Below are 23766 nucleotides of genomic sequence, written 5' to 3'. Positions count from 1 at the left end.
ATTAATTTGCCTGATGCTATTTCTATTTTTCGATATTATATCAGTGCTACTTGGATCCTCTATTATCTATTTTGAGAATGGTTTTTTCCCATTTAGTTGGAGTGATGTTTTTGCATCTTTCTTAGAGTCTGGATATGTCGGCGGCCTTATTTTGGGTGTTGGGATCTGGATAAAGATCTGGTTAAAAGAAAGAAAAGACCGGAAGGCTTCACCTGAATAAACTCACCAATCCCGGCCTTCGCGCCGGGATTTTTCCTTTAACGGTCAGTTACCGGCCCGCTTCTTCGGCTTCGCCATAACCTGAATCACGTCCATCTGCTCACGTTGTTTACGGGCCGAGAGCTTAGGGCAGAGCTGGCGCAGTGCCTGTATCACCTCCGGTTCCGCTGAGGACGGTTTAACCGTCAGTATCAGACAGTCCGGCAGCACCCGCACGTTAAGCTGCGTCCCGGTACAGGCGGCGATAAGCGGATGCGGCACGAATCCGGTGCTGTGTGCCAATGAGGTCAGCATCTGGATGGCTGAAATGGCCGCAGGTGATGCGCTACAGGCGGGACTGACGTTTTCCCTGTCAGCAAGATGTCGGCTAAAGAGCTGTCAGAGCTGAAGGCGTTGATGACGGTTAAGAAGCAGACCGGAAGAAAGGTTACGAAGGAATCGCTGGAAGGTGTTGTCAGCAGTATGCCGTCCAGTGGTGCAGAGAATGCGGCCACTTATCCGAAACTGAAAGACGATCTAGTACAGCAGAACCTGAATAATATTGCATCTCAGGATGCAAGGTTGGCAGCCGCAGTTAAAGGTGACAATGGCAAGTTAAACTACGGCGTTGGTTCAGGAACAGCAACAGAAGCTGATCAATTAGGTAAAATCTGAGTTGGGGACGGAGCAATACCTACAACTGATGGAAAAGGGTTGGTCAGTGGCGATGGTTTAAGGGTATATCGTGACCCTGATGCAAAACCAAATGCTCCAGAGCATTTAAATCCAACTGGTATACAGGCTAATTTTGAAACATATAAAATAAACCTAGCGACCGGAGAACGGGTGCGTATTGGTAACGGTCATATAAGTATTGATAAATGAAAGCAGAATTAAAAACGTTAGGAAATGACTTATGCGATCTGGATGTTTATTTTCCAGAAGAAATCGATAACTTTGTTATGTCGTTAACTTTAACAATTGGCCCTATGAATGAAGTGGCAAGCAATTATTTTTATGTAAGAGTCTGTACTCCCGAATGGCTCTGCAAACACCATTGGCTACCGGAGCTGATGCGCCATACCCTTCTGGTACGTAAATACGATCTGGATGAGATCACCAAAACCATTACGGATTATATCGACCAGTGCGAAGGGAGAGACTGGATGGAGATAGCGCATAAACTCTCCCGCGTATTTGCCTGGGAAAATGAAGATTATCAGCCTTAAACGTTAAATCCCGGCCAGTGAGCGGGGATTTTGCTTTTAATCCCTAAATCTTTCCCGCTTACCGCCGCTGCAAACGGAGCACACCGGGCGCAGTGGTAATCTCCAGCTGTTCCACATCCGTGATACCAAACCCGGCCAGCCAGTCACCGCCGATAATCACCTCGCCATTCTCCCGCACCCAGTCCGCCCCTGAATCCTGCCCCTGGAGACTGGCTTCGCACAGTGCTGTCCACTCCGCTTCTTCAGTCACGGTTGTTACCAACAGCGTATTATCACGCAGCGTTAATCGGATCGGTAGTAAGTCCGAACGCAGCAAGCTCGCCACCCGGGATGGCCAGTTCCGGGACTGGCTCAGGAATAAAAGTGATGTTCATGTGTTCTCCTCCGTGAGGTGCATTATGCGGATAATCAGCTGGCCCTGTTCGGCGATGATGCTGACGGGCTGGCCTTTGATAAATCCCCACTGTTCCAGCCATCGTCCTTTGATGGTCAGTTGGGGTAATGGATTCGGTCTGCCACCGTTGGGGCGGTAACCAACGATGCTTTTGCGTGCTTGGGGTACAGCGGGTTCTGACGTAGAATCAGCTCTAGCCATAATTAACTCCAGTTCAGTTAGTTGTGGTCAGCGGGCTGTTGGTGTTCCACCACCTTCAGCTCGCGCTAAAAATTTCTCGTTACGTTCTTCCTTTTCTGTTTTCTCCTGTTCAAATATACACCGCCCGCTTTGTAAACTCGCTGAAAGCTAAGTAATAAACTGCGAGTCGTCTCTGAAAAACGGATTGTTTTTTCCGTTTACTATTTCGTTTACATCCTCTTCTCAATACTCTCTTCAGCATCTGCAGCCGGCCATTTTTTTATATGGGTATGGCGATTTCCGGCATCGCATAAGAGTGAAATGATGATGACAGGGAAAAGGATGACAGGCATGATGACACCACAAATGACACCACGCGAGAGTCAGGTTATGAGTACTATCCACTTCAGGATTGATGAGGACGTTAAACGGCTGGCGATGCGGGCAGCAGAGCGCCAGAAGATGACGCTGACAGAGGTTATGCGTCAGCGAGCGGAAGAGCTGGCTGCTGAAGAGCGGCAATATCAGGATGGCCAACATGATGCATGGCTGGAAGAGCAGATAGTGACGGCATTCAGTCGTTATGATGCCGGTGATAGCGAGTTCATCAGTAACGATGAAATGAATGCCCGCATGGAAGAACTGAAAGCGCAGGCCGCGCGGGGAACGTTGTGATATCAGCCGTTCAATGGGAAAAACAGGCGCAGGCAGACAGGGAGACGATATTTCGTTATCTGTATCGTGAGGCTGGCCTGCTGGTAGCCAGTGCAACAGACGATAAGTTTACCCGTATGGCCAGTCTGCTTAGCGAAAACCCGCGGGCCGGAACAAAAGTCGGCACAGAAAAACAATATAAACTGGTGGTGCCACGCTTTCCGTTCATCATCGTCTATGTTGCCGAAACAGATGGCGTTCGCATCCTGCGGGTACTTCATACATCCCGGAAAATATCAGGCCGCTATCAAAGATAGTTAGCCTGTTCATCCAGCATCAGATTGTCAGGCATAAGGACGTCGTCAGACAGAACGGCACGCTTCAGAGCTGAATTAGACAATTAGCCCCCAAACCGCACCTTTTAATTTTTCACCTGCCATCTACAGCACACCATCACGCCGCAGGCGGCGTCGTCCTTGCAAAGCTTTCACGCTGAAACAGTGTTTCCGCCAGACGGTGTCGGTGAAGGGGCTGACGGGTAAGAACCTGGCGCAGGTGGTAAGCGATACGGATGCAGTTTGCTTGGCAACGCAGATAAATAAGCTGACGGAAGACTATTCGGAAGTACAGGCGATAGGGGCGCGTTGCTGGGTACGGTAACCTCTTATGCTTCTTGCAACTCGGCGCTGACAGGCGTACCGGACGGTATCAGTGACGAAGTATAATAAAAATACGCTCTAAAACCTATAGTCAACTAGCAAAGTGAAAGTGAGTTTTCGCTAATTCCATTAGCAAATTAAATTGTTTGAAAGTATATTTATGAGAAGATAGCTCACTAACAACCAGAAGTTAAAATAAGTTTTAGTGTTATATAAGGAAAGATTAAAATGCATGGAAGCCGTTTTGTTTCTGGCTATGAAAAAGGCAATGTTAAACGCTATTTATTACTCTCCGTTTTTTTCATCATATTCGCAGCATGGCTATGGTATCTGATGTGGTCAACTGGCGTCGCAAGTCGTGTTGTATTAATGAAGAGTGTTCCCGAGTGGACAACATACATTACTGTTGCATCAATAGTAGGTCTTGTTTTTTCGGGGCGAGTTGTTTATTTTAGACCAGTTGGTGAATCAGCTATCTATGTACTGAAAGCTTTTGGATGTGGCTTTTCTATTGGTCTTATATGCATTCTAAATTGTTACAGTGTCTATGTTTATATCGCTCCTGGTAACATTGTTCAGTATGAGTCTGAATATGAGGTTACGTTTCCAGGTCCGGCAGTTGGGAAATATAGCCATTGTGAAGCTGGCTTGTGGATTAAAGATGCTCACACAAAAAGATGGCTTCAACTTTGTACAAATCGTACGAATTTATACAATGACAGGAAGCAAGGTATGACTAAAGTATGGGTGACGGCTCATACTAATAAAATAGGGTCTTACATTATAAATTATAAGTTCACTTATGATTAGTTTTAAAACAACTATACGCATTAATTATTATTTTTATAAATCCGGGTTAACTGAGTGATAGTTAAAATTTCCGAGCGGAAAGTCCAGAGGCAGGAATGAAGATAATCTAGTAAAATTAATATTCGTGGGCTTTTACTGATCTATAGCCTGGCTCCAGATTTCTGCTGCTCTTAATGAAGTCATTACCTTGATATGGAGCCAGACACCATTGTCCTTCTTAATGGTTCTGGCTCAGCACCCATCACGCCGCAGGCGGCGTCGTCCTTGCAAAGCTCTCGCGCTGAAACAGCGTTTCTGCCAGTTTCACCAGCGCGGGTCGTTCGACACACCAGTTCGGCACTACGCGACGGAAATTGAGGTAGCCGATCATGCAACCGGTGGCGATATCCGCCAGATTGAGCTGGCCGTTGTTAAGCCATTTCCCCTCTGCCGCCTTCGCTTCCAGCATGTCGAGGCTGCGCTGAATCTTTTCACGATTGCGCAGCAGCACCTCTTCCGACTGTTGATCACCCGGTCGCATCTGCTCGCGCACGATTACCAGCGCGGCATCGCTGACGCCATCCGCCAGCTTCTCCAGCTGACGGATGTTAAGCGATTCAAGCGGATCGGCAGGCAGCAGAGCAGGCTCCACACCACGCAGTTCCAGAAACTCCGCAATGATGCTGGAATCGAACCAGATTTGCTTATCGTCAGCGATCAGCGCCGGAACTTTGCCCAGCGGATTGTAGTGCGGCACGTGGCTGTCATCGCTGTAAGGCGATGCGTTAACGAATTCAAAAGTAATGCCTTTTTCCAGCATGATAATCGAAATCTTACGCACAAACGGGCTGGTATAGCTGCCAATCAGTTTCATCGGGTTCTCCAGAGTCAGTGACTATTCGCCAGGAAACATAAAGGGATTGAGACTGCTGCGTGCGAAGCCTTCCTGCTCCATTCTGGCATCCAGTATCAGCGATGCCAGGTCATCTGCCACCGGTTCAATGGCCGGATCTTTCTCCTGATAGAGCATCTTCAGGTAAGTGCCGCAGTCGCCACAGCTCTCTGCTTTCACCGCCGCCCGTTCGCTGTCGATCGACCAGTAGTGCAGATCACGGGACTGTTCGCACTGGGTACATTTGCTGCGCACCACATGCCATTCACTTTCGCACAGATTACAGTGCAGATAGCGCGCGCCTTCATGACTGCCCATATGCACCACGCTGGCGACCGGCATACTGGCGCAGACCGGACAGAACTGGCGCTGATCGCCCATCTCAGCGCGTGCTTTGCCTGGGATCAGGGCCGCCATCTGCGCCCAGTAGAGCGAAAGCGCCGCCCAGATAAAGGGTGCTTTGTCGCTGCTGACCAGCGCATACTCGCCGGTAAACAGCGCGCTGGCCAGCGTTTCCAGCTCGGTGGCGGACGCCTTCTCCAGATTCTCCAGCACCGCCAGTGCCTGACCGCTCATCTCTGGCTTCAGCTCGGCAATCAGTGAATGCAGCAGTCGCTGCCAGTGGGGATCGCGCGGCAGGGTATGAATATTCAGCGGCGGCTTACCCTCGCTGGCGCTCTGCGTCAGGCGGGCATGCAGGTCGATGTGCAGCGGATGGTCATACAGCACAATCTCCTGCGCTTCAGCGATCACCGCCGCAAAGCGCAGGTAGTCGCCGAGTGGGTTTTTCGCCGCCAGGTCACGCAGTCGCGCAGCACGACGGCTGTATAAATTTTTCAGCCGTGGAAAAAGTAACGGCGGAATCATCTCCGCCGTTGTCTTTTCGCCTTTCTCCAGCTGATCTTGCGGGATTATGCGAATACTCATCAGGGGCGTTTTTCCTGTTTTATTGGCGGATTACGCTGCTCACGATACCAGCGAGGATGGTGCTGCCTGGCCCATTCGGCGCTGACCCAGCCTTCCACCATCGCGGTCAGTGTGCCTTTGACCCACAACGCAGCATAAATGTGCACCATAATGACGATGATCAGCGCCACCGCTGACACCGAATGTACCACCAACGCCAGACGAATCAGCGGAATGGCGAAGGCATCGGCAAAGTAAGGTCGCCAGATCACGATGCCACTGGCAAGCAGCAACACTAAGCTGATAATAGCAGCCCAGAACACACACTTCTGACCAAAGTTATATTTACCGGTATCACCCACCTCTTCATTCAGCGCAATCCGGTGAATGTTTCTGGCCCAGTAAAGGTCATCGCGATTAATCAGGTTGTGTTTCCAGTAACGCAAAAACATCAGCATAAAAGCAACGAACATCACCACGCCGACAAAAGGATGCAGAATACGCGCCAGCTGTGGTGTGCCAAATATCTGCATCAGCCAGTTGAACGACGGAAAGAAAAACCCTAATCCGCTTAACGCGGCCATGACAAAGCAAATCGCGACAATCCAGTGATTGATGCGTTCGGGTGCGCGGTAACGCACCAGATGATCGGGCTTTTTCATTATTTGCGCTCCTCAGGGTGATCGTCGTTGTCGTCGTGCTCTTCAGTGACGCGATTCGGGCCAACGCCAACATAGTGAAAAATAGAGGCGGCGAACGTAGCGGCAAAACCCACCGCCGCCAGCGGTTTCCAGATCCCCTTCCAGAAGGTCACCGTCGGGCTGATGCCCGGGTTAGCAGGCAGCCCGTGATAGAGCTGAGGCTTGTCGGCATGATGCAGCACATACATCACGTGGGTGCCGCCCACGCCTTCCGGGTTGTAGAGGCCAGCCTGCGCAAACCCGCGCGACTTCAGCTCCGCTACACGTTCCTCCGCCAGCGTCAGCATGTCGCTTTTGCTGCCGAAATGAATGGCGCCGGTCGGACAGGTCTTCACACAGGCAGGCTCCTGGCCGACGCTGACGCGATCCACGCACAGGGTGCATTTGTAGGCGCGGTTATCCTCTTTGTTGAGCCGCGGCACGTTGAACGGGCAACCCGCAATGCAGCAGCCGCAGCCGATACACTGCTCAGACTGGAAATCGACGATGCCGTTGGCGTACTGAATAATGGCACCTGCCGACGGACAGGCTTTCAGGCAGCCGGGATCGGCGCAGTGCATGCAGCCATCTTTGCGAATCAGCCAGGCCAGCTTGCCGTTCTCTTCAACTTCCGAGAAGCGCATCACCGTCCAGGATTTGGCGGTCAAATCGGTAGGGTTGTCATAGACCCCGATGTTATGACCGACTTCATCGCGGATGTCGTTCCATTCGGAGCAGGCGACCTGACAGCCTTTGCAGCCAATACAGGTGGTGACGTCAATGAGCTTCGCGACTTCACGCTGGTGATCGCGCGCCTGTGGCGGTGGGGTGAAGCCGTTGGTCGCTGAGCGACGGATAATATCTTGTGATTGATAAGCCATTGTCATCTACCGTTACGCTTTTTCCACTTTTACTAAAAATCCCTTGTATTCCGGGGTCTGCGAGTTGGCATCGCCAACCGACGGCGTCAGCGTATTGGCGAGGAAGCCTTTGCGCGTGGTGCCTTCAAAGCCCCAGTGACAGGGAATACCCACGGTATCAACCGGCTTGCCGTCAATCATCAGACGCTGCAGACGACGTGTTACCACCGCTTTGGCTTTGATATAGCCACGGCGCGACGAGACTTTGACGCTGTCTCCGGCCTTGATGCCTTTCTCCTCTGCCAGTTCGGTGCCGATTTCAACAAACTGCTCCGGCTGCGCAATCGCGTTCAGCAGGGCATGTTTGGTCCAGTGGCGGAACAGTTCGGTGATGGAATAGGTGGTGGCGACGCAGGGATAGTCAGCGGCCTCGCCCAGTTGCGCGGCGTCGCTGCTGAACAGTCGAACGACCGGACTATGACGCTGCTGCGGATTCATAGGATTGTCGGCGAGCGGGCTTTCCATCGGTTCGTAATGTTCCGGGAAGGGGCCGTCGGCCATCTTATCGAGCGCAAACAGATGGCCAAGACCATCGGGCTGCATGATAAACGGACCGGCCTGCTGCTGCGGCGACAGCGTTACCGGATAATCCGGCACGTCGATGCCGTGCCAGCGAGTGCCATCCCACTCAATCAGGCGGCGCTGCGGATCCCAGGCTTTACCCTGCGCATCGGCAGAGGCGCGGTTATAGAGAATGCGGCGGTTAGCCGGCCACGCCCAGGCCCAGCCGGAGACCGCGCCCAGCCCCGATGGGTCGGCGTTGTCGCGTCGTGCCATCTGGTTGCCTTCCGGCGTCCAGCTGCCGCTGTAGATCCAGCAGGCGCTGGCTGTGGTGCCATCGTTACGCAGCTCTGAGAAGCCGTTGAGCTGCTGGCCTTTTTTCAGCAACAGCTTGCCGCTGGCGTCGTAAATGTCGGCCAGCGCCTGACCGTTGTTCTCCTGCGCCACCTCTTCCGGCTCAGGATTAGACGGATCGCGGTAGTCCCAGCGCATTGCCATCAGCGGTTCAGGGTTTGCTCCGCCTTCCAGGCGATAGAGCGCGCGCAGACGCATGAACAGATTGCCGAGGATTTTACCGTCGTGCAGCGCTTCAGCGGGCGGCTCCGCAGCCGCCCAGTGCCACTGCAGCCAGCGTGACGAGTTGGCCACCGATCCTGACTCTTCAGCGAAGCAGGAAGAGGGCAGACGGAACACTTCGGTCTGGATTTTCGAGGGATCGACATCGTTGAACTCGTCGTGATGCTGCCAGAAGCTGGCGGTTTCGGTGCGAAGCGGATCGATCACCACCATATATTTGAGGCGGGACAGTGCCCGGACCGCTTTATTTTTGTCCGGGAAGGCGGCCAGCAGGTTGAAGCCCTGAATCAGGCAACCATTGAGCGCGCCCTGTTCCATCATCTCCGCCTGCGCCATGCAGTCGTAGCTCTTATCCCACTTCGGCAGCCAGTCGTAGCCCCACTGGTTTTCCGCTGTGGCCTTATCGCCGTAGAAACTCTTCATCAGGCTGACGAAAAATTTGTCGGTGTTCTGCCAGTAGTTGACCTGATCCGGCAGTGTCGCGACCGGCGTGGCCTGCTGCAGGTAGGTTGCCAGCGTGGTCATCTTCTCTGAGGGCAGTGGCAGATAGCCCGGCAGACTCTGCGCCAGCAGGCCGAGATCGGTGTAGCCTTGCACGTTGGAGTGGCCGCGCAGCGCGTTAATACCGCCGCCTGGCATCCCGATATTACCCAGCAGCAGCTAAATCATCGCCGCCGTGCGGATAATCTGCGAACCGTTGGTGTGATGAGTCCAGCCCAGCGCATAGAGAATAGTCGCGGTGCGATTCGGCACACAGGTGGAAGCGAGCTGCTCGCATACCGCAATAAAGGATTCCTGCGAAGTGCCGCACAGGCGCGTCACCATTTCCGGGGTGTAACGGCTGGCATGGGTTTTCAGCAGGTTCAGCACGCAGCGTGGGTGAGTGAAGCTCTCATCGCGTCTTGCATGGCCGTTTTCATCCAGCTCATAGTGCCAGCTCTGCCGATCGTACTGACGGGTTTCAGCATCGTAACCGCTGAACAATCCGTCGCTGAAGCTGAAGCCTTCGCTGACAATCAGGGCGGCATTGGTGAAGGCGCGAACATACTCCTGCTGAATCTGATTGTGTTGCAGCAGATAGTTGATCACCCCCATCAGGAAAACCACATCGCTGCCGGCACGCAGTGGCGCGTAGAGATCGGCGACCGCCGCAGAGCGGTTAAAGCGTGGATCGACCACGATGACCTGCGCATTGTTATGAGTTTTGGCTTCAATCACCCATTTAAAGCCAACCGGATGCGCCTCGGCGGGGTTGCCGCCCATGATCATCACCACATTGGCGTTTTTGATGTCGTTCCAGTTATTGGTCATTGCACCACGACCAAAGCTGGGGGCCAGCGCGGCCACGGTCGGGCCGTGACACAGGCGCGCCTGATTTTCCAGCGCCAGAATACCCAGCGAGCGGGCAAATTTCTGATCGAGCAGGCCGGTTTCATTACTGGCGGCGGAAGAGCAGAGCATGGCGGTAGTCGGCCAGCGGTTTACCGTGACGCCAGCGGCATTGGTGGCCTGGAAATTGGCATCGCGATCCTGCTTCATCAGGCGGGCTATGCGGTCAAATGCCTCATCCCAGCTGATGCGCTGCCATTTATCCGAGCCTGGCGCGCGGTATTCCGGGTATTTCAGGCGCTGTTCACTGTGAATAAAGTCGAGCACGCCCGCGCCTTTGGGGCAGAGCGATCCACGACTGACCGGATGGTCAGGATCGCCTTCAATATGGTAAATCGAGGCGCGGGCATTTTTAGCGCCATCACCCAGGCTGTAAATCAGCATGCCGCAGCCGACTGAGCAGTAGGTGCAGTTATTACGCGTCTCTCTGGCGCGAATGAGTTTGAACTCTCTGACGCTGGCTAAGGCTGTGGCGGGGGCAAAACCGAGTAACGCCGCGCTGGTGCCCGCCAACCCGCCAGCACAGATTTTGAAAAAACTCCGTCTGTTAATTTGCATTTTATCGTTCTTCTTTATTGGCTCCATTGCGAAGCCTTGCAAAATAGCAGCCCTATCTGCCTGTAAGTTGACCAGGGTCAACAGGTTAGTCATTAGTAATTCTTTTTCTAAATTTTGTTAAAAATCCTCGGCAACCAATCCCCGGCGCAAGCAGATTTCCCGTAGCGGCAGATAATTACTGTTGTTTTATGCTTACCGATGTTAAAGCCTGAAAGATACCCATTCTCATTCTGCCCGCCAGCAGGCGTGGCTGCGCCTTTCCCGGTGAGAAAACCGCATGAATTGCCCCGCTGTTTATTTGCGCCGCACCGGGCCAGAAGGCAAAATTAGTCTGCGTCTGATCACCGCTGTGCAGCCGTACTGACTGTCGCATTTCATTATTTATTAACAACAGGTCGTACTTTTTGAAAGCTATCCAGCCTGACTCAGGCGAAGATTTAACAATTCAGGCCGGCGTCAGCAGAACGCAGGTATGGCAGCGTGCCGATTTGACCGCAGCAGAGTCTGACTGGCTGGCGGACGAGGTGCCGGTGGCGCTGGTTTACAACGGCATCTCTCACGTGGTGATGATGACCACGCCCAAAGATCTGGAGGCGTTTGCGCTGGGTTTTTCGCTGTCAGAGGGCATTATCGACGCGCCAGGCGACATTTTCGGCATGGACATCGTGCCGGGCTGTCACGGCATTGAGGTTCAGATTGAGCTTTCCAGCCGCCGTTTTATGGCGCTGAAAGAGCAGCGTCGTGCGCTGGCAGGCCGTACCGGCTGCGGCGTGTGTGGCGTTGAACAGCTGGACCAGATTGGCAAGCCGCTCTCTCCGCTGCCGTTTACCCAGACCTTTGCGCTGGATCAGCTGGATCGGGCGCTGGGCCAGCTGAAAGCGTATCAGCCGGTCGGACAGAAAACCGGCTGCACCCATGCTGCCGCGTGGATCCAGCCTGATGGTCAGCTGGCCGGTGGCTGTGAAGATGTGGGTCGCCATGTGGCACTGGATAAGCTGCTGGGCTATCGCAGCCAGGCTGAGTGGGGGCCAGGCGCGGTGCTGGTCTCCAGCCGCGCCAGCTATGAAATGGTGCAGAAGTCCGCCATGTGCGAGGTTGAGATCCTGTTCGCAGTCTCGGCAGCGACCCGCCTGGCGGTTGAGGTGGCTGAGCGCTGCAATCTGACGCTGGTCGGGTTCAGTAAACCTGGACGCGCTACGGTTTACAGCCATCCTCAGCGGCTGCGTTAAACCACCATCACCTCTGGCAGCGTCTGCTGCAACGCCTCAAGGGCGGCACTGTTGTCACCACCACTATCCGTAATCAGCAGGTTGATCGCCGGTGACGGCGCGTAAACCGTGCGGCTGACTACCCCCAGTTTGGTGTGATCGGCCAGCAGATAGCAGGAAGTGGATTGCTGCACCATCGCCCTGGCGATGGCCGCTTCGTGCGGATGAAAACTGCTGGCACCACAACCCGCCTCAATGCCAACCGGCGACAGCAGCGCCACATCGGCGCGATAGCGGATAATCTCACCCACGGTAATTTCGCCGCGCGTCTGTTGTGCGCCCGCCGACATCGTCCCGCCCAGCAAAATAATCTGATTATTCAGCGGCTGATCTTCTTCTCCGGCGCTCAGCGCCAGCGCGGCCTGCAGGCTGTTGGTCACAATCGTCAGGCCGGAAAGGGCGTGCAACTCCTCTGCCAGCAGCGTGGTGGTGCTGCCCGCATCCAGAAACAGCGTCTGTCCGGGCTGCAGCAACTGCGCAGCGGCGCGGGCGATGGCGCGCTTCTCCCGGGTCTGGGTACTGCGGCGTTCCGTCAGCGGCGGTTCAGCCCGCGTTTCAATCGCCACCAGCCCGCCGTGAACGCGGCGTGCCAGACCCAGCGCTTCCAGCTCAATGATATCGCGGCGCGCGGTTTCGCGTGAGACCCCCAGCTCCCTGATAATGCGCTCGGTACTCACCTGGTTAAGCCGGGTCAGTAAGGCACGGATGCGATGAAGGCGCGTTTCCTGCAGCATAGAGGTTTCCTTTTAAAGCGCGAAGATCACGGATGATACGCCAGTGAAGCGAAAGATTCCGTCTGAATCAGGGAGCAAGCTTAGCGTGGCGATCTGCCTGCGTCATGTGTATTTTATTGCATTTGTGTATTTTGTTGCATTTTAGATTCAGGCAGGCATGATAAAGGCGTCAGCTCTTCCTCCTTCATCCTTGTAACGGGAGTCATTATGGCCACGCGTTCCACTATTATGGATACCAACAGTTTCCGCGCCGAACATGCCGATGCGCTCGACAGCGAGACGCGCAAACTGACCGATAAACGCAGCAAAGTGCTTGGCGAATCTTATCGCCTGTTCTATCGCAAACCGGTGCATCTGGTGCGGGGTGAAGGGCAATATCTGTGGGATGCGGCGGGCGATAAATATCTCGACGTCTACAACAACGTGGCGAGCATCGGGCACTGTCATCCGGCCGTGACTGAGGCGGTGACGCAGCAGATGAAAATGCTGAATACCCACACCCGTTACCTGCATGAAAATATTCTGGACTACAGCGAAGCGCTGCTGGCGACCACGCCCCCGGCGATCGATCGCGCGATGTATATGTGCACCGGATCGGAAGCTAACGACCTGGCGATTCGCGTGGCGCGCGCCTTTAGCGGCGGCAGCGGGATTATTGTCAGTAAAGAGGCCTATCACGGCACCAGTGAACTGACATCCGGCGCTTCTCCGGCGCTGGGCAGTGGACAGCCGCTGGCGCCCACCACGCGGCTGGTGATGCCACCGGATGCGTATCGTGTGGACGCGCCTGACCTGGGCGACTGGTTCGCTGACCAGATTCAGCAGCAGATTGATGATATGGCGGCGCACGGCATTAAATTTGCCGGCTTCCTGGCGGACTCAATCTTCTCCTCGGACGGCGTGTTGCCCGATCCGCGCGGCTTCCTGAAAAAAGCGGTCGAGGTGGTGCATGCCAACGGCGGCATCTTTATTGCCGATGAAGTGCAGCCTGGTTTTGGCCGTACCGGCGACGCGTTCTGGGGCTTTGGCCGCCACGATGTGGTGCCTGACATCATTACCACCGGCAAGCCAATGGGCAACGGCATTCCGGTTTCCGGCCTGCTGGCAAAAAGTGAAGTGCTGGCCGCCTTCAGCGACTCAATTCCCTACTTCAATACCTTTGGTGGTAACCCGGTCGCGATGGCGGCGGCGCAGGCGGTACTGAAAGTGATCACCGAAGAGGGGTTACAGGAACACAGCCGCGTGGTCGGCGCGAAGCTGCTGGCGGAGCTGCGAACCCTGATGGATCGCTATGAGTGCGTGGGGGATGTGCGCGGTGCCGGACTGTTTATCGGTTTTGAGCTGGTCACCGATCGTCACAGCAAAACGCCGGACAAAACGCTGGCGCTGGATTTAATCGAGAAGCTGCGTGAACATCGCGTGCTGACCTCGGTCGCCGGCCCGTATGGGAATGTGCTGAAACTGCGTCCGCCACTGGCGTTCCAGGAAGGGGATATCGACTGGCTGGTCGGCGCGCTCGACAGCGGGCTGCGCGAACTGGGCAGGTAACGCGCAGGGCAGGGCAGATGCGGCGTTCGGGCGGGATGAGTGCCTGCTGGTGGTGCTGGCAGAGTGCTTCGCTCTCCCTGTCTGATAAAGCTGAAAAGGCGGAGTCAGCAGCAGCATGCTGTAAAAACAACGGGTTGCTTTTGCCAGATTTCTCAAATCCTTATGGTTAATAGGGCATTGATTACCCTTTTACGCTACATGAATTTAACTATAATGATTCGACTGCTTACGCGGCACGTCCCGAATTCGTCGTGCTGCTCAAACTAAATGGAGAGGAAGAACATGAGTTATTCACTGCCATCCCTGCCTTACGCATACGACGCACTGGAACCGCATTTCGACAAGCAGACGATGGAAATCCATCACACCAAACATCACCAGACCTACGTGAACAACGCTAACGCGGCGCTGGAAGGCACTGAATTTGCCAATCTGCCGGTAGAAGAGCTGATCACCAAACTGGATCAGCTGCCAGCAGACAAAAAAGGCCCACTGCGTAATAACGCAGGCGGCCACGCTAACCACAGCCTGTTCTGGAAAGGCCTGAAAACCGGCACCACGCTGCAGGGCGACCTGAAAGCGGCTATCGAGAAAGATTTCGGTAGCGTGGAAAAATTCCAGGAAGAGTTCGAGAAAGCGGCTGCGACCCGTTTCGGCTCAGGCTGGGCGTGGCTGGTTAAAAAAGGCGACAAACTGGCTGTGGTATCTACCGCAAACCAGGACAACCCGCTGATGGGTGAAGCGGTTGCTGGCGTTTCTGGCTTCCCAATCATCGGTCTGGACGTGTGGGAACACGCCTACTACCTGAAGTATCAGAACAAACGTCCTGACTACATCAAAGCATTCTGGAACGTGGTCAACTGGGACGAAGCAGCAGCCCGCTTCGCAGCTGCCCAGTAAGTTAACCCAGTGTTAACGTGATAACGATAAACCGGTGGAATTTATTTCGCCGGTTTTTTTATCTTTAAATTCTGTCGTCCCAGATTAAACCAAAAATAAACGGATCTCGCTTTTTAACCGCCGCGCTTTTAACCTTCTGCCACATTAACACGCCGTTGATACTCGTTGTCTTATGCTCAGTGACATTCCTGCTCACTGTGTGTCGATGACTATGTCAATTATAACTACTCATGAAACTACGACCGATTCTTCTGCATCGCTTTTTTTTCAGTTAATTAGCGGAAAATACGTTCCGAATAAACTCTGGATAAGTAAACGTTTCCGGCTGAAATTTGTGTTAAGAACCTTAATATCACCGCTGACTACGCTGCGTTATCTGGATGAGCTGTCGCATTTACCGCAACTCCCTCTGTTGATGAGTACTCAGGGATTGCTGCCAGCCAAGCTGCACCGGCCCTATCTCCGCTCAGGGTTGAGCATTGCTGCGCGCGCGCAGGCGATACTTGATCATTACAGTCTGATGAATAATCTGGAAAACCCTGCGCTGCGTCAGCTGCTGCAAAGCGCCACGGATAATCCGCTGGCTACGCTGACCGGTAAAAATGGCGAATCCTTTTTACTTTCCTGCAGTTCCGGTTATTTCGATCGGGAAGGGGAAGTGACGCTGGTATTACGTTATAACGACGAAATTATTGCTTCACTTTCATTTTCAATTCTCAATGAAAATAACCAGCGCACATTATTAATTGGCGGATTACAGGGTCCGCGAAAACATATCAATAATGAGGTGATCCGCGAGGCGACCAAAGCGGCGCAGGGTCTCTTTCCGAAACGCCTGTTAATGGAAGCGGTATTTATTGTGGCGAAGCAGTGCGGCGTGGAGAATATTCTGGCGGTAGGCGATGAGACTCATGTCTTCCGCAGCCTGCGTTATCGCCACAGCAAGGGGGATAAGTTCTTTGCCAGCTACAGTGAATTCTGGTTGTCGCTGAGTGGCGAGGCGCGCAGGGATGGGATGTTTATCCTGCCGCTGAGTCTGCCGCGCAAAACGCTGGAGGAGATTGCCAGTAAGAAGCGGGCTGAATATCGTCGCCGCTATGAACTGCTGGATGCGCTGGCGGAGCAGGTCTATGCCGCCGCCGGCGAACGCAAAGCCGATGTCGATCAGGCTGCTGCCTGATCGACCCGTCAGAATGCGGTTTTGGCGAAGCCGGTCATTGCTGTCAGCCCCATCTCACGTCCCAGCGCGGTCATCGGATGCACCACGACCAGGCCGCGCACGCTTTTCTTCAGCGCGCCCAGATTTGCCTGCTCTTTCTTGGTAATTTCGCGGCTGAAGCCCATTTTTTGCAGCTTCTGCGCCTCGGCACTGAGTTTTTCAACCCGCTGACCGCGCAGACGCTCAATCTCAATGACCAGCGCTTCTTTCTCTTTCAGCAACGCGCCCAGTTTCTCGACATCACCCGATTCCAGTAACTGCGGCTCTTTGCGGTTCAATGCGTCCAGCTTATCGCTGAGAAGTTTGATTTCGTTCTTTTCTTGCTCTTTCATGACAACAACTCGTTGAGGAAAACAGGCAAAGGATACACCAAATGTGGCGCATATTCCCGCTCAGGTTAAGACGAAAAAGGCGCCGTGATGGCGCCTGACAGGATTAGCTGCCGGACTTTTTAAACGCCTGCTTCATACTGATGCGGGCAATCAGCTCGGTTAGCGACAGGACCATGGTGGATCGCACCATCTGCAGATAGCGCTGCTGCTGCATGCTGCGCAGCTCTGCATCTTCGGTGTGAAACACCGGCGCGGGCGGCCAGGCGGTGACGCAGTGCAGTTCACCAAACGGGCCAAGGATCTCATCGTCGGTAAAACGATAATCACCGCTGTCGTGATTCAGCTCTTCGCGCAGCGCCAGCAGCAGTTCACCATCTTCATATTCGTGCCGGCTGATAACGCCAAGACCGTAAATCAGCTTCAGGCGAACCGAGAGTTCACCCAAAGGACCATCGCCCAGCAGCAGCGGTTCTACGGCATATTTCACCGCGTAGTCATCTTTACGGAAGACCTGCAGCACCAGCAGATTGACGGCTTCAGCCAATAGCTCAACGGCGGCGATCAGAAAGCTTCTCACCGAACGACCGGCGTTCAGGCGCTCAAGCACCCGGTTTTCAAAAGCCTGCTTCTCTTCCATTATTGCCTGCATGGGTTCAATACCGCCGTTGGGCGCAGGCGAACTGCGCCCGGCTTGCGTCACTAACACGCGCGCATTATGCCATAGCGTGCCAGGCGCTCACCACCGAAGCCACCACTTCGCTGTCAGCATCCAGACCTGAAACCTCAGCCAGCGTCGCCTGTGGGCCTTTTTCTGCCAGCAGCGTGGCCAGCTCCTGCGCCTGTGGGTCCTGGTCGCTGCGATAGTGCATCGCGGCGGCAATGCCCTGTACCAGGCTGGCGTGCGGTAAACCATACTCCAGCGTGCCCAGCGTCGGCTTGATCAGGCGATCGCCCGCGCTGAGTTTACGCAGCGGCTGACGACCCACACGCTCAACATCATCTTTCAGATAAGGGTTCTCAAAACGGCCCAGTATTTTCTGGATGTAGGCCGCATGTTTATCCGCCTCAAAACCGTAGCGCTTAATCAGCACCGCGCCGCTCTCTTCCATCGCCCCTTTCACCACGGCCCGGATTTTTTCATCGAGGATGGCGTCACGAATGGTCTGGTGACCGGCCAGCTGGCCAAGATAGGCGGTAATCGCGTGACCGGTGTTCAGTGTGAAGAGTTTACGCTCAACAAATGCCATCAGGTTATCGGTCAGTTCCATACCCGGAATCGCAGGCAGGTCGCCTTTAAACTGAGTTTTATCGACGATCCATTCGCTGAAGGTTTCAACGGTCACTTCCAGCGGATCGGTGCTGCCCGCTTCAGACGGTGGCACGATGCGATCGACAGCAGAATCCACAAAGCCGACATGCTGCTCCAGCCAGGCGTGATACTGCTCCGGCAGCGCCTTCAGCACATGCTGTTTCAGCTGGCTGGTGCCGCGCACCATATTCTCACAGGCGATAATATTTAGCGGGCGGGTATTGCCGTTGTCGCTGCGTTTTTCCAGCCCTTTAGCCACACTGCCGGCAATACGCTCCAGAATCTGCGGGCCCACGGCGGTGGTAACGAGATCGACTTCAGAAACCAGGGTGATGATCTCATCGCTGGTGCTGTTTACCGCGCTGACGCCTTTAACGGTTTCTGTTTTGGCCTGCTCGCCAACCACATGAACGGGATACTCATGACGCGCGTTCAGTGCATCCAGCACCGTCTGATTCACATCAGCAAAAACCAGTTCGATACCTGCATCAGCCAGTAACTTGCCGATAAAGCCGCGACCAATGTTTCCTGCTCCGAAATGTAACGCTTTCATAATTTTTGACCCATATCAAATGACGATGGGGCGGGCAAACCCGCCCCAGGAAATCGGGACGGGCATGACCGCCCCAGGGAAAATAATTGCTATAAATTACGCGATTGCAGGCTTACCTGACAGCAGATCCAGCACTTCCTGCACGCTGGTGGTGTTCGCCAGCTTCTCAATCACGCTGTCATCATCCAGCGCATTGGTCAGGCTGGTGATCACCTGGATGTGCTCGTTGTTACGGGCAGCAATACCAATCACCAGGCGCGCCACATCGTCCGGCTCTTCACCGAACAGGACGCCTGCCGGATACTGACAGAACACCACGCCGGTTTTCAGCACGCGATCTTTCGCTTCGACCGTACCGTGCGGCACGGCAATCGACTCACCGAGATAGGTCGGCGTCAGTTTTTCACGCGCCAGCATCGCCTCAACGTATTCAGGCTCAACGTAACCGCCTTTCACCAGCTGTTCACCCGCAAAGCGAATCGCCTGCTCTTTGTTACTGGCGGTCAGGCCGAGGAAGACGTTATCCGCACCCAGTTTAAACAGGTGTGCGTTGCCTTCATCGTAGCTGTCAGAGAGCGCGGTATTCACCGTTTGACGATGCACGTCGCTACGGTTAGCCGCCACCAGACGCTCGGTCAGGGTGCTGTAGAGCGCGCTGTCGAGGAAGTTGTTCAGCGAGATATGCTGCGCATGCGGAGCCTGGCGGATGGCGCGCTCAGTCAGGTCACGGTGGGTAATCACCAGATCGACATCACCCGGCAGGGCGTTGATCGCGGTATTGGTCACCGACACATTGCTCAGCCCGGCGTCCTGCACTTTCTTACGCAGTACGCCTGCACCCATCGCGCTGGAACCCATACCGGCATCACAGGCGACGATGATTTTACGCACGTGATGCAGTTCAACGCTCATGGCATCGCTGGCGACTGGGGCACCCGCGCCGCTCTGGCCTTTAGACTGCGCTTTCATCTCATGCATGCGCTGGGTCGCGGCTTCGATATCGTCATCTTCTTTGACTTTGCTGGTTTTCAGCAAGATAGCGGACACCACGAAGGAGACGGCGAAGGCCGCAGCGATAGCGGCGATGTTCGCGAAGTAGGCCCCTTTTGGCGTCATTGCCAGTACCGCCAGGATTGAACCCGGTGAGGCAGGAGAGACCAGGCCACCGTTCAGCACCGTCAGCGTGAAGACGCCGGTCATACCGCCAAGGATAACCGCCAGCAGCAGGCGAGGAGCCATCAGCACATACGGGAAGTAGATCTCATGAATGCCGCCAAGGAAGTGGATGATTGCCGCACCGCCCGCAGACTGTTTAGCACTGCCACGACCAAAGAACATATAGGCCATCAGCACGCCCATACCCGGACCCGGGTTGGCTTCGATCAGGAAGAAAATGGATTTGCCGGCTTCACTAGCCTGCTGGATACCAAGCGGCGAGAAGATACCGTGGTTAATGGCGTTGTTCAGGAACAGGATTTTCGCGGGTTCGACGAAGATTGAGGTCAGTGGCAGCAGGTTGTTCTGCACCATCAGATTCACGCCCGCGGCGAGAATGTGTGACAGACCTTCTACCAGCGGACCGATCGCCAGGAACGCCAGCAGTGCCAGTATCATCCCGATAATACCGGCCGAGAAGTTGTTGACCAGCATCTCGAAGCCGCTTTTGATTTTGCCGTCAATCGCCCGGTCAAACGACTTGATTGCCCAGCCGCCCAGCGGACCAGCAATCATCGCACCGAGGAACATCGGCATATCCGCACCGACAATCACACCCATGGTGGTAATGGCACCGACCACGCCGCCGCGATCGCCGCCCACCAGACGCCCACCGGTGAAACCGATCAGCAGTGGCAGCAGGTAGGTGATCATCGGGCCAACCAGTTTGGCCAGCGTTTCGTTAGGGATCCAGCCAGTTGGAATAAACAGTGCGGTGATGATACCCCAGGCGATAAACGCCCCGATGTTTGGCATCACCATATTACTCAGAAAGCGACCAAAGCTTTGTACTTTGACCTTCACTGATGAGGACATAAACCCACCCCTTATTGAGACGCGCTGCAATAGGAGAGCGCGCTTGTTTTTGTTTAGCCACCCCGACCCAAAGCCGGTGGTATTACTGTATGCACGCGGACTCTATCACGCGAATTTGACGCTGCGTAGCGTGCGGGGTAAGTGTGATCTACATCACTGATTAAGGGTGGTGGCAGGGGTGATTAGCGTGATTTTGATCACACTTTAAAGCGTAGCTCAGGCTCAGTTGGCTGATTTTTAGACGGGGTGGCCGGTTATCTGTGAGGTGAATCACACTTGTTTGACGTTGATTTGTTATATATCTGTGACTTAGATCACAAACTATTTTTGGTCGAAAATGCGCCAGATCACACTTCATTCAGCGGGTGATTGGGTGGGAGGAGAAAAGAGAGTGGGACGGGCAGACGATTAGCATCTGCCCGTAAGGCGGGTTTACTGCAGACCACCCTGGACGGCAGCCTGTGCCTGAGCAAGCGCCTGCGAATTGGCGGATAAAGTGCTCATCAGCGCGTTATATTGCGAAGCCTGATCCTGAGTCGGGAACTGCACGCCGCCATCATTGAAGCTGACACGGGTTCCCTGCGTTTGCAGGAAATCGCCGGTCTGCACTGCACCCTGGCTCAGCGCCTGGAGTTTTGGCAGCAGAGGAATCAGCTGATTGGCAGGCACCGTCACCACTTTGTTATAGGCGGTGTCGTAGACTTTTTTCAGGTCATCCGGCTGCTTCAGGGTCGCCTTGCTGCTGTCCGCCTGCATTTTGGCGCTTTCAATCTGCTGGGTGACGATCACCAGTGCGCTGGTCGCCTGACGCAGGGAATCACGACGGCTGAGATAATCCTGCGGAACGCGAATGGCAGAAAGCTCATCCACCACCGGACGCATACCCTGTTCAACCGCTTTGTTCGCCTGCTGCGAGAAGCCATACATAATGGCGTAATCGCTGGCGAAGTTGCCAAAGCTCTGCTTCTGGTTTTCGCTGAGGCTGGGCAGATGCTCGCCGCTGCGCATCACAGTGTTCTGGAGAAAATCGATAAATGCTTTGCGCTGCTCGCCTTCTTTATCACCGCATGCGGTGAGTTGCAGCACGATCAGCGCGCCAGCGAGCATAATGCCGCCACGTGCCATAAGGCGTTTAAGTCCTGAAGCCATAGGGTCAACTCCTGTCGGTGATACTGTCAGATGTCCAGGTAGGAATGGCCTAAAGAATAGAACAAACCCGAGCCACGGCACAACGTGAAACCACCTGTGAAACAGATGCTTTCTGAAACGCCGGTTACAGAATGGGACCGCCTGCGCCTCAGGGCGTGCTGCATTCCCTGCCATCGCAGGCTTCAGCGCGCAGAGATGAAGGAGGGGCTGAGCAGTCTGACGCTCACTGCCGCGACCTTAAAACACCACCGCCTGACCATCTTTGCGACTCTCACTGGCCGCAATGTAGAAGCCCTGCGGATCGCGCACTATCGCCTGCGCGCCACCAAAATTGTAATTACTCAGGGGATCTTCCAGTACCACGTTGTGACCCATGCGGCGCAGTGTGCTCAGGGTATTGCGATCGAGGGTTGATTCAAATACCACCTCGCGTCCCTGCACCACGCGCCAGCGCGGCGCATCAATCGCGGCCTGCGGATTCTGCTGGTGCAGCATAATGCGCAGCGCCAGCTGGAGGTGTCCCTGCGCCTGCATCGGGCCGCCCATCACGCCAAACGCCATCAGCGGCTGGCCCTGCTGATCCCGCGCAAAGGCCGGAATGATGGTATGAAATGGCCGCTTACCGCCCGCCACGACGTTGGGATGGTCTGGATCGAGTGAAAAGCCCGCGCCCCGGTTCTGCAGGCTGATGCCGGTATCGGGTACCACCACGCCGGAGCCAAATCCCATGTAGTTAGACTGAATGAATGAGACCATCATGCCGCTGGCATCACCGGCGGCGACATACACTGTGCCGCTTTGCTGCGGTGATCCAAAGCGGAAATCTCCCGCCTTGTCAGGATCAATTAACGCTGCCCGCTGGCGGATATAGTCGTTGCTGAGCAGGTGTTCCGCCGGAAATTCGAGGTGATCTTCATCGGTGACATAACGGTCCAGATCAACCAGCGCCAGTTTCATCGCCTCGATGGAGAGATGCAGCCACTGCGGCGAATCCGGTGCATAGCGGTTGATTTCCCACTCTTCCAGAATGCCAAGTGCAATTAAGGTCGCAATGCCCTGACCATTCGGCGGCAGCTCCTGCACCGATCCTCCGGCAAACGGACGCGACAGCAGGGTAACCCAGTCGGCACGATGGTTTTTCAAATCCTCCAGCGTCAGGGCTGCGCCATGCTCACGGGCGAAGGCTGTCATCTTTTGCGCCAGTGCGCCGCGGTAAAAGCTTTCGCCCTGAGTCTCAGCGATTTCCTGCAAGGTGCGGGCCTGAGCCGGATTGCGGAACAGCTCGCCAGCACGCGGCGGACGACCCTGCGGCGCAAAGCAGTCGCTAAAGCCAGGTTGATCCCGCAGCTTGTCATAGCCGCGCTGCCACAGCTGACCAATCAGCGGTGAAACCGGAAAGCCGTCGCGCGCATAGTCAATTGCCGGTTGTGCGAGGGTGGTCAGCGGTAAGGTACCAAAGCGCTGTGCCAGTGTGACCCATGCCGAGACGGCCCCTGGCACGGTGACGGATTCCCAGCCGGTTTCAGGCATCGCACTAAAATCGGCAAAGCGTTCGGGATGCCACGCGGCTGGCGATCGGCCTGAGGCATTTAACCCATGCAGCTCGCTGCCATCCCAGACAATGGCAAACGCATCGCTGCCGATGCCGTTTCCGGTTGGCTCCAGCACGGTTAAGGCGATGGCGGTGGCGATAGCCGCATCCACGGCGTTTCCACCCTGTTGCAGCATCCGTAAACCCGCCTGCGCCGCCAGCGGTTGAGAGGTTGCGACGGCATTACGACCCATCATCGGTACACGATGAGAAGGGTATCCGACGTTAAAATCTGTTTCTCGCATCGCTTTTCCTTACAGAGGTCAGGTATGGGTTTTGCCCGTCGTCAGTGCGTTATCACGGGGCTGCACTTTTACCGCGCATCAGGTCGATAGTTGCCGGGTAACTGCACCGGCATGAGGCGCCAGCCGTTTCGTTAAGATGACTGTTGATTAATCTGGCGACAGAGCGCCGTTAAGAATAAAAGATCTACCCGCTCTGCACTGTGAGCCGCCGCGCGCCAGGCCTCAGGCCCCAACCAGGACTATTCTTAATTTAATAAGATCAGTGAATATATGTGTTCAGGAAGTAAACCATTGGCGTATATTTTGCAATCACTACCTGAAGAGGTGTATTGCCTCACAGAAATGAGAATATGCCAGCAAAA

Annotated in this window: 23 protein-coding genes and 1 pseudogene; 9 read left to right on the top strand and 15 right to left on the bottom strand. The window is 54.8% G+C overall.

Going from position 1 to position 23766, the window contains the following annotated elements; translation table 11 throughout:
- Nucleotides 1-264: 264 nt before the first annotated feature.
- On the bottom strand, nucleotides 265-513 hold the full coding sequence (locus NR201_RS16280; protein ID WP_187500782.1) for a hypothetical protein: 249 nt from the start codon (nucleotides 511-513) through the stop codon (nucleotides 265-267).
- Nucleotides 514-579: 66 nt separating this feature from the next.
- Between NR201_RS16280 and NR201_RS16275 the strand changes: the two genes are divergently transcribed.
- Nucleotides 580-873 carry a hypothetical protein gene (locus NR201_RS16275; protein WP_256849972.1) on the top strand — a complete coding sequence of 98 codons (294 nt, stop codon included), beginning with the start codon at nucleotides 580-582 and terminating at the stop codon, nucleotides 871-873.
- Between the two features lie 206 nt (nucleotides 874-1079).
- Nucleotides 1080-1427 (top strand): immunity 8 family protein, encoded by a 348-nt coding sequence (locus NR201_RS16270; RefSeq protein ID WP_256849971.1) that lies wholly within the window; start codon nucleotides 1080-1082, stop codon nucleotides 1425-1427.
- Nucleotides 1428-1485: 58 nt separating this feature from the next.
- On the opposite strand, the gene NR201_RS22690 is transcribed toward NR201_RS16270, so the two are convergent.
- Together NR201_RS22690 and NR201_RS16260 are read right to left on the bottom strand one after the other, a co-directional pair.
- On the bottom strand, nucleotides 1486-1677 hold the full coding sequence (locus NR201_RS22690; protein WP_306281449.1) for a hypothetical protein: 192 nt from the start codon (nucleotides 1675-1677) through the stop codon (nucleotides 1486-1488).
- Between the two features lie 120 nt (nucleotides 1678-1797).
- Nucleotides 1798-2022: a SymE family type I addiction module toxin gene (locus NR201_RS16260; RefSeq protein ID WP_010671630.1), complete on the bottom strand. Its 225-nt coding sequence runs from the start codon at nucleotides 2020-2022 to the stop codon at nucleotides 1798-1800.
- Nucleotides 2023-2391: 369 nt separating this feature from the next.
- Between NR201_RS16260 and NR201_RS16255 the strand changes: the two genes are divergently transcribed.
- The 3 genes from NR201_RS16255 (at nucleotide 2392) to NR201_RS16245 (ending at nucleotide 4124) form a co-directional block, all read left to right on the top strand.
- A complete protein-coding gene (locus tag NR201_RS16255; RefSeq protein ID WP_062759460.1) occupies nucleotides 2392-2676 on the top strand; it encodes a hypothetical protein in 285 nt (94 codons plus the stop codon).
- Nucleotides 2673-2972 (top strand): type II toxin-antitoxin system RelE/ParE family toxin, encoded by a 300-nt coding sequence (locus tag NR201_RS16250; RefSeq protein WP_010257487.1) that lies wholly within the window; start codon nucleotides 2673-2675, stop codon nucleotides 2970-2972. The genes NR201_RS16255 and NR201_RS16250 overlap by 4 nt, the downstream gene beginning before the upstream one ends.
- 570 nt (nucleotides 2973-3542) lie before the next feature.
- Nucleotides 3543-4124, top strand: coding sequence for a hypothetical protein (locus NR201_RS16245; RefSeq protein WP_073970692.1), 582 nt, complete (start codon nucleotides 3543-3545; stop codon nucleotides 4122-4124).
- 241 nt (nucleotides 4125-4365) lie between these two features.
- Here NR201_RS16245 and NR201_RS16240 read toward each other — a convergent pair whose 3' ends face one another.
- The 5 genes and pseudogenes from NR201_RS16240 to fdnG form a co-directional block, all read right to left on the bottom strand.
- Complete coding sequence (locus tag NR201_RS16240) at nucleotides 4366-4977, bottom strand: glutathione S-transferase (protein ID WP_256849970.1); 612 nt, start codon at nucleotides 4975-4977, stop codon at nucleotides 4366-4368.
- 21 nt (nucleotides 4978-4998) lie between these two features.
- Nucleotides 4999-5922 carry a formate dehydrogenase accessory protein FdhE gene (gene fdhE, locus NR201_RS16235; protein WP_010257482.1) on the bottom strand — a complete coding sequence of 308 codons (924 nt, stop codon included), beginning with the start codon at nucleotides 5920-5922 and terminating at the stop codon, nucleotides 4999-5001.
- Nucleotides 5922-6563, bottom strand: a complete 642-nt coding sequence (gene fdoI, locus NR201_RS16230) for a formate dehydrogenase cytochrome b556 subunit (protein ID WP_010257478.1) — start codon at nucleotides 6561-6563, stop codon at nucleotides 5922-5924. The genes fdhE and fdoI overlap by 1 nt, the downstream gene beginning before the upstream one ends.
- A complete protein-coding gene (gene fdxH / locus NR201_RS16225; RefSeq protein ID WP_256849969.1) occupies nucleotides 6563-7462 on the bottom strand; it encodes a formate dehydrogenase subunit beta in 900 nt (299 codons plus the stop codon). Before fdxH ends, fdoI begins: the two co-directional genes overlap by 1 nt.
- 12 nt (nucleotides 7463-7474) lie before the next feature.
- Nucleotides 7475-10525: pseudogene (gene fdnG, locus NR201_RS16220) on the bottom strand (formate dehydrogenase-N subunit alpha).
- A 404-nt stretch (nucleotides 10526-10929) separates the two neighbouring features.
- Between fdnG and fdhD the strand changes: the two are divergent.
- Nucleotides 10930-11754 (top strand): formate dehydrogenase accessory sulfurtransferase FdhD, encoded by an 825-nt coding sequence (gene fdhD, locus NR201_RS16215; protein WP_256849968.1) that lies wholly within the window; start codon nucleotides 10930-10932, stop codon nucleotides 11752-11754.
- Here fdhD and NR201_RS16210 read toward each other — a convergent pair.
- Nucleotides 11751-12527 (bottom strand): DeoR/GlpR family DNA-binding transcription regulator, encoded by a 777-nt coding sequence (locus NR201_RS16210; RefSeq protein WP_010257462.1) that lies wholly within the window; start codon nucleotides 12525-12527, stop codon nucleotides 11751-11753. The two genes, fdhD and NR201_RS16210, sit on opposite strands and share 4 nt — an antisense overlap.
- 207 nt (nucleotides 12528-12734) lie before the next feature.
- Here NR201_RS16210 and NR201_RS16205 point away from each other — a divergent pair, with 207 nt between their 5' ends.
- The 3 genes from NR201_RS16205 (at nucleotide 12735) to NR201_RS16195 (ending at nucleotide 16155) form a co-directional block, all read left to right on the top strand.
- A complete protein-coding gene (locus tag NR201_RS16205; protein ID WP_033759400.1) occupies nucleotides 12735-14075 on the top strand; it encodes an aspartate aminotransferase family protein in 1341 nt (446 codons plus the stop codon).
- Nucleotides 14076-14357: 282 nt separating this feature from the next.
- Entirely contained in the window at nucleotides 14358-14975 is a 618-nt protein-coding gene (sodA, locus tag NR201_RS16200; RefSeq protein ID WP_008926407.1) for a superoxide dismutase [Mn], read from the top strand.
- Nucleotides 14976-15186: 211 nt separating this feature from the next.
- Complete coding sequence (locus NR201_RS16195; RefSeq protein ID WP_022624830.1) at nucleotides 15187-16155, top strand: VirK/YbjX family protein; 969 nt, start codon at nucleotides 15187-15189, stop codon at nucleotides 16153-16155.
- Between the two features lie 8 nt (nucleotides 16156-16163).
- Here the strand turns inward: NR201_RS16195 and NR201_RS16190 are convergent, their stop codons facing one another.
- The 6 genes from NR201_RS16190 to NR201_RS16165 form a co-directional block, all read right to left on the bottom strand.
- Nucleotides 16164-16526, bottom strand: coding sequence for a YibL family ribosome-associated protein (locus NR201_RS16190; protein WP_003848030.1), 363 nt, complete (start codon nucleotides 16524-16526; stop codon nucleotides 16164-16166).
- A gap of 103 nt (nucleotides 16527-16629) precedes the next feature.
- Entirely contained in the window at nucleotides 16630-17175 is a 546-nt protein-coding gene (mtlR, locus tag NR201_RS16185) for a mannitol operon repressor MtlR (protein ID WP_171820345.1), read from the bottom strand.
- Between the two features lie 64 nt (nucleotides 17176-17239).
- Nucleotides 17240-18388, bottom strand: coding sequence for a mannitol-1-phosphate 5-dehydrogenase (gene mtlD / locus NR201_RS16180; protein ID WP_157354069.1), 1149 nt, complete (start codon nucleotides 18386-18388; stop codon nucleotides 17240-17242).
- 96 nt (nucleotides 18389-18484) lie between these two features.
- The gene (locus NR201_RS16175) at nucleotides 18485-20419 is read right to left on the bottom strand and encodes a PTS mannitol transporter subunit IICBA (protein ID WP_010257448.1); all 1935 of its coding nucleotides are present in this window, start codon (nucleotides 20417-20419) and stop codon (nucleotides 18485-18487) included.
- 432 nt (nucleotides 20420-20851) lie between these two features.
- Nucleotides 20852-21568 (bottom strand): DUF3053 domain-containing protein, encoded by a 717-nt coding sequence (locus NR201_RS16170; RefSeq protein ID WP_256849967.1) that lies wholly within the window; start codon nucleotides 21566-21568, stop codon nucleotides 20852-20854.
- Nucleotides 21569-21805: 237 nt separating this feature from the next.
- A complete protein-coding gene (locus tag NR201_RS16165; RefSeq protein WP_010671640.1) occupies nucleotides 21806-23404 on the bottom strand; it encodes a gamma-glutamyltransferase family protein in 1599 nt (532 codons plus the stop codon).
- Nucleotides 23405-23766: the final 362 nt, after the last annotated feature.

It is taken from the genome of Pantoea sp. Fr-CA_6 (genome assembly GCF_024520895.1).
Taxonomy (GTDB): domain Bacteria; phylum Pseudomonadota; class Gammaproteobacteria; order Enterobacterales; family Enterobacteriaceae; genus Pantoea; species Pantoea agglomerans.
This window is presented reverse-complemented; position numbering and strand designations above follow the sequence as displayed.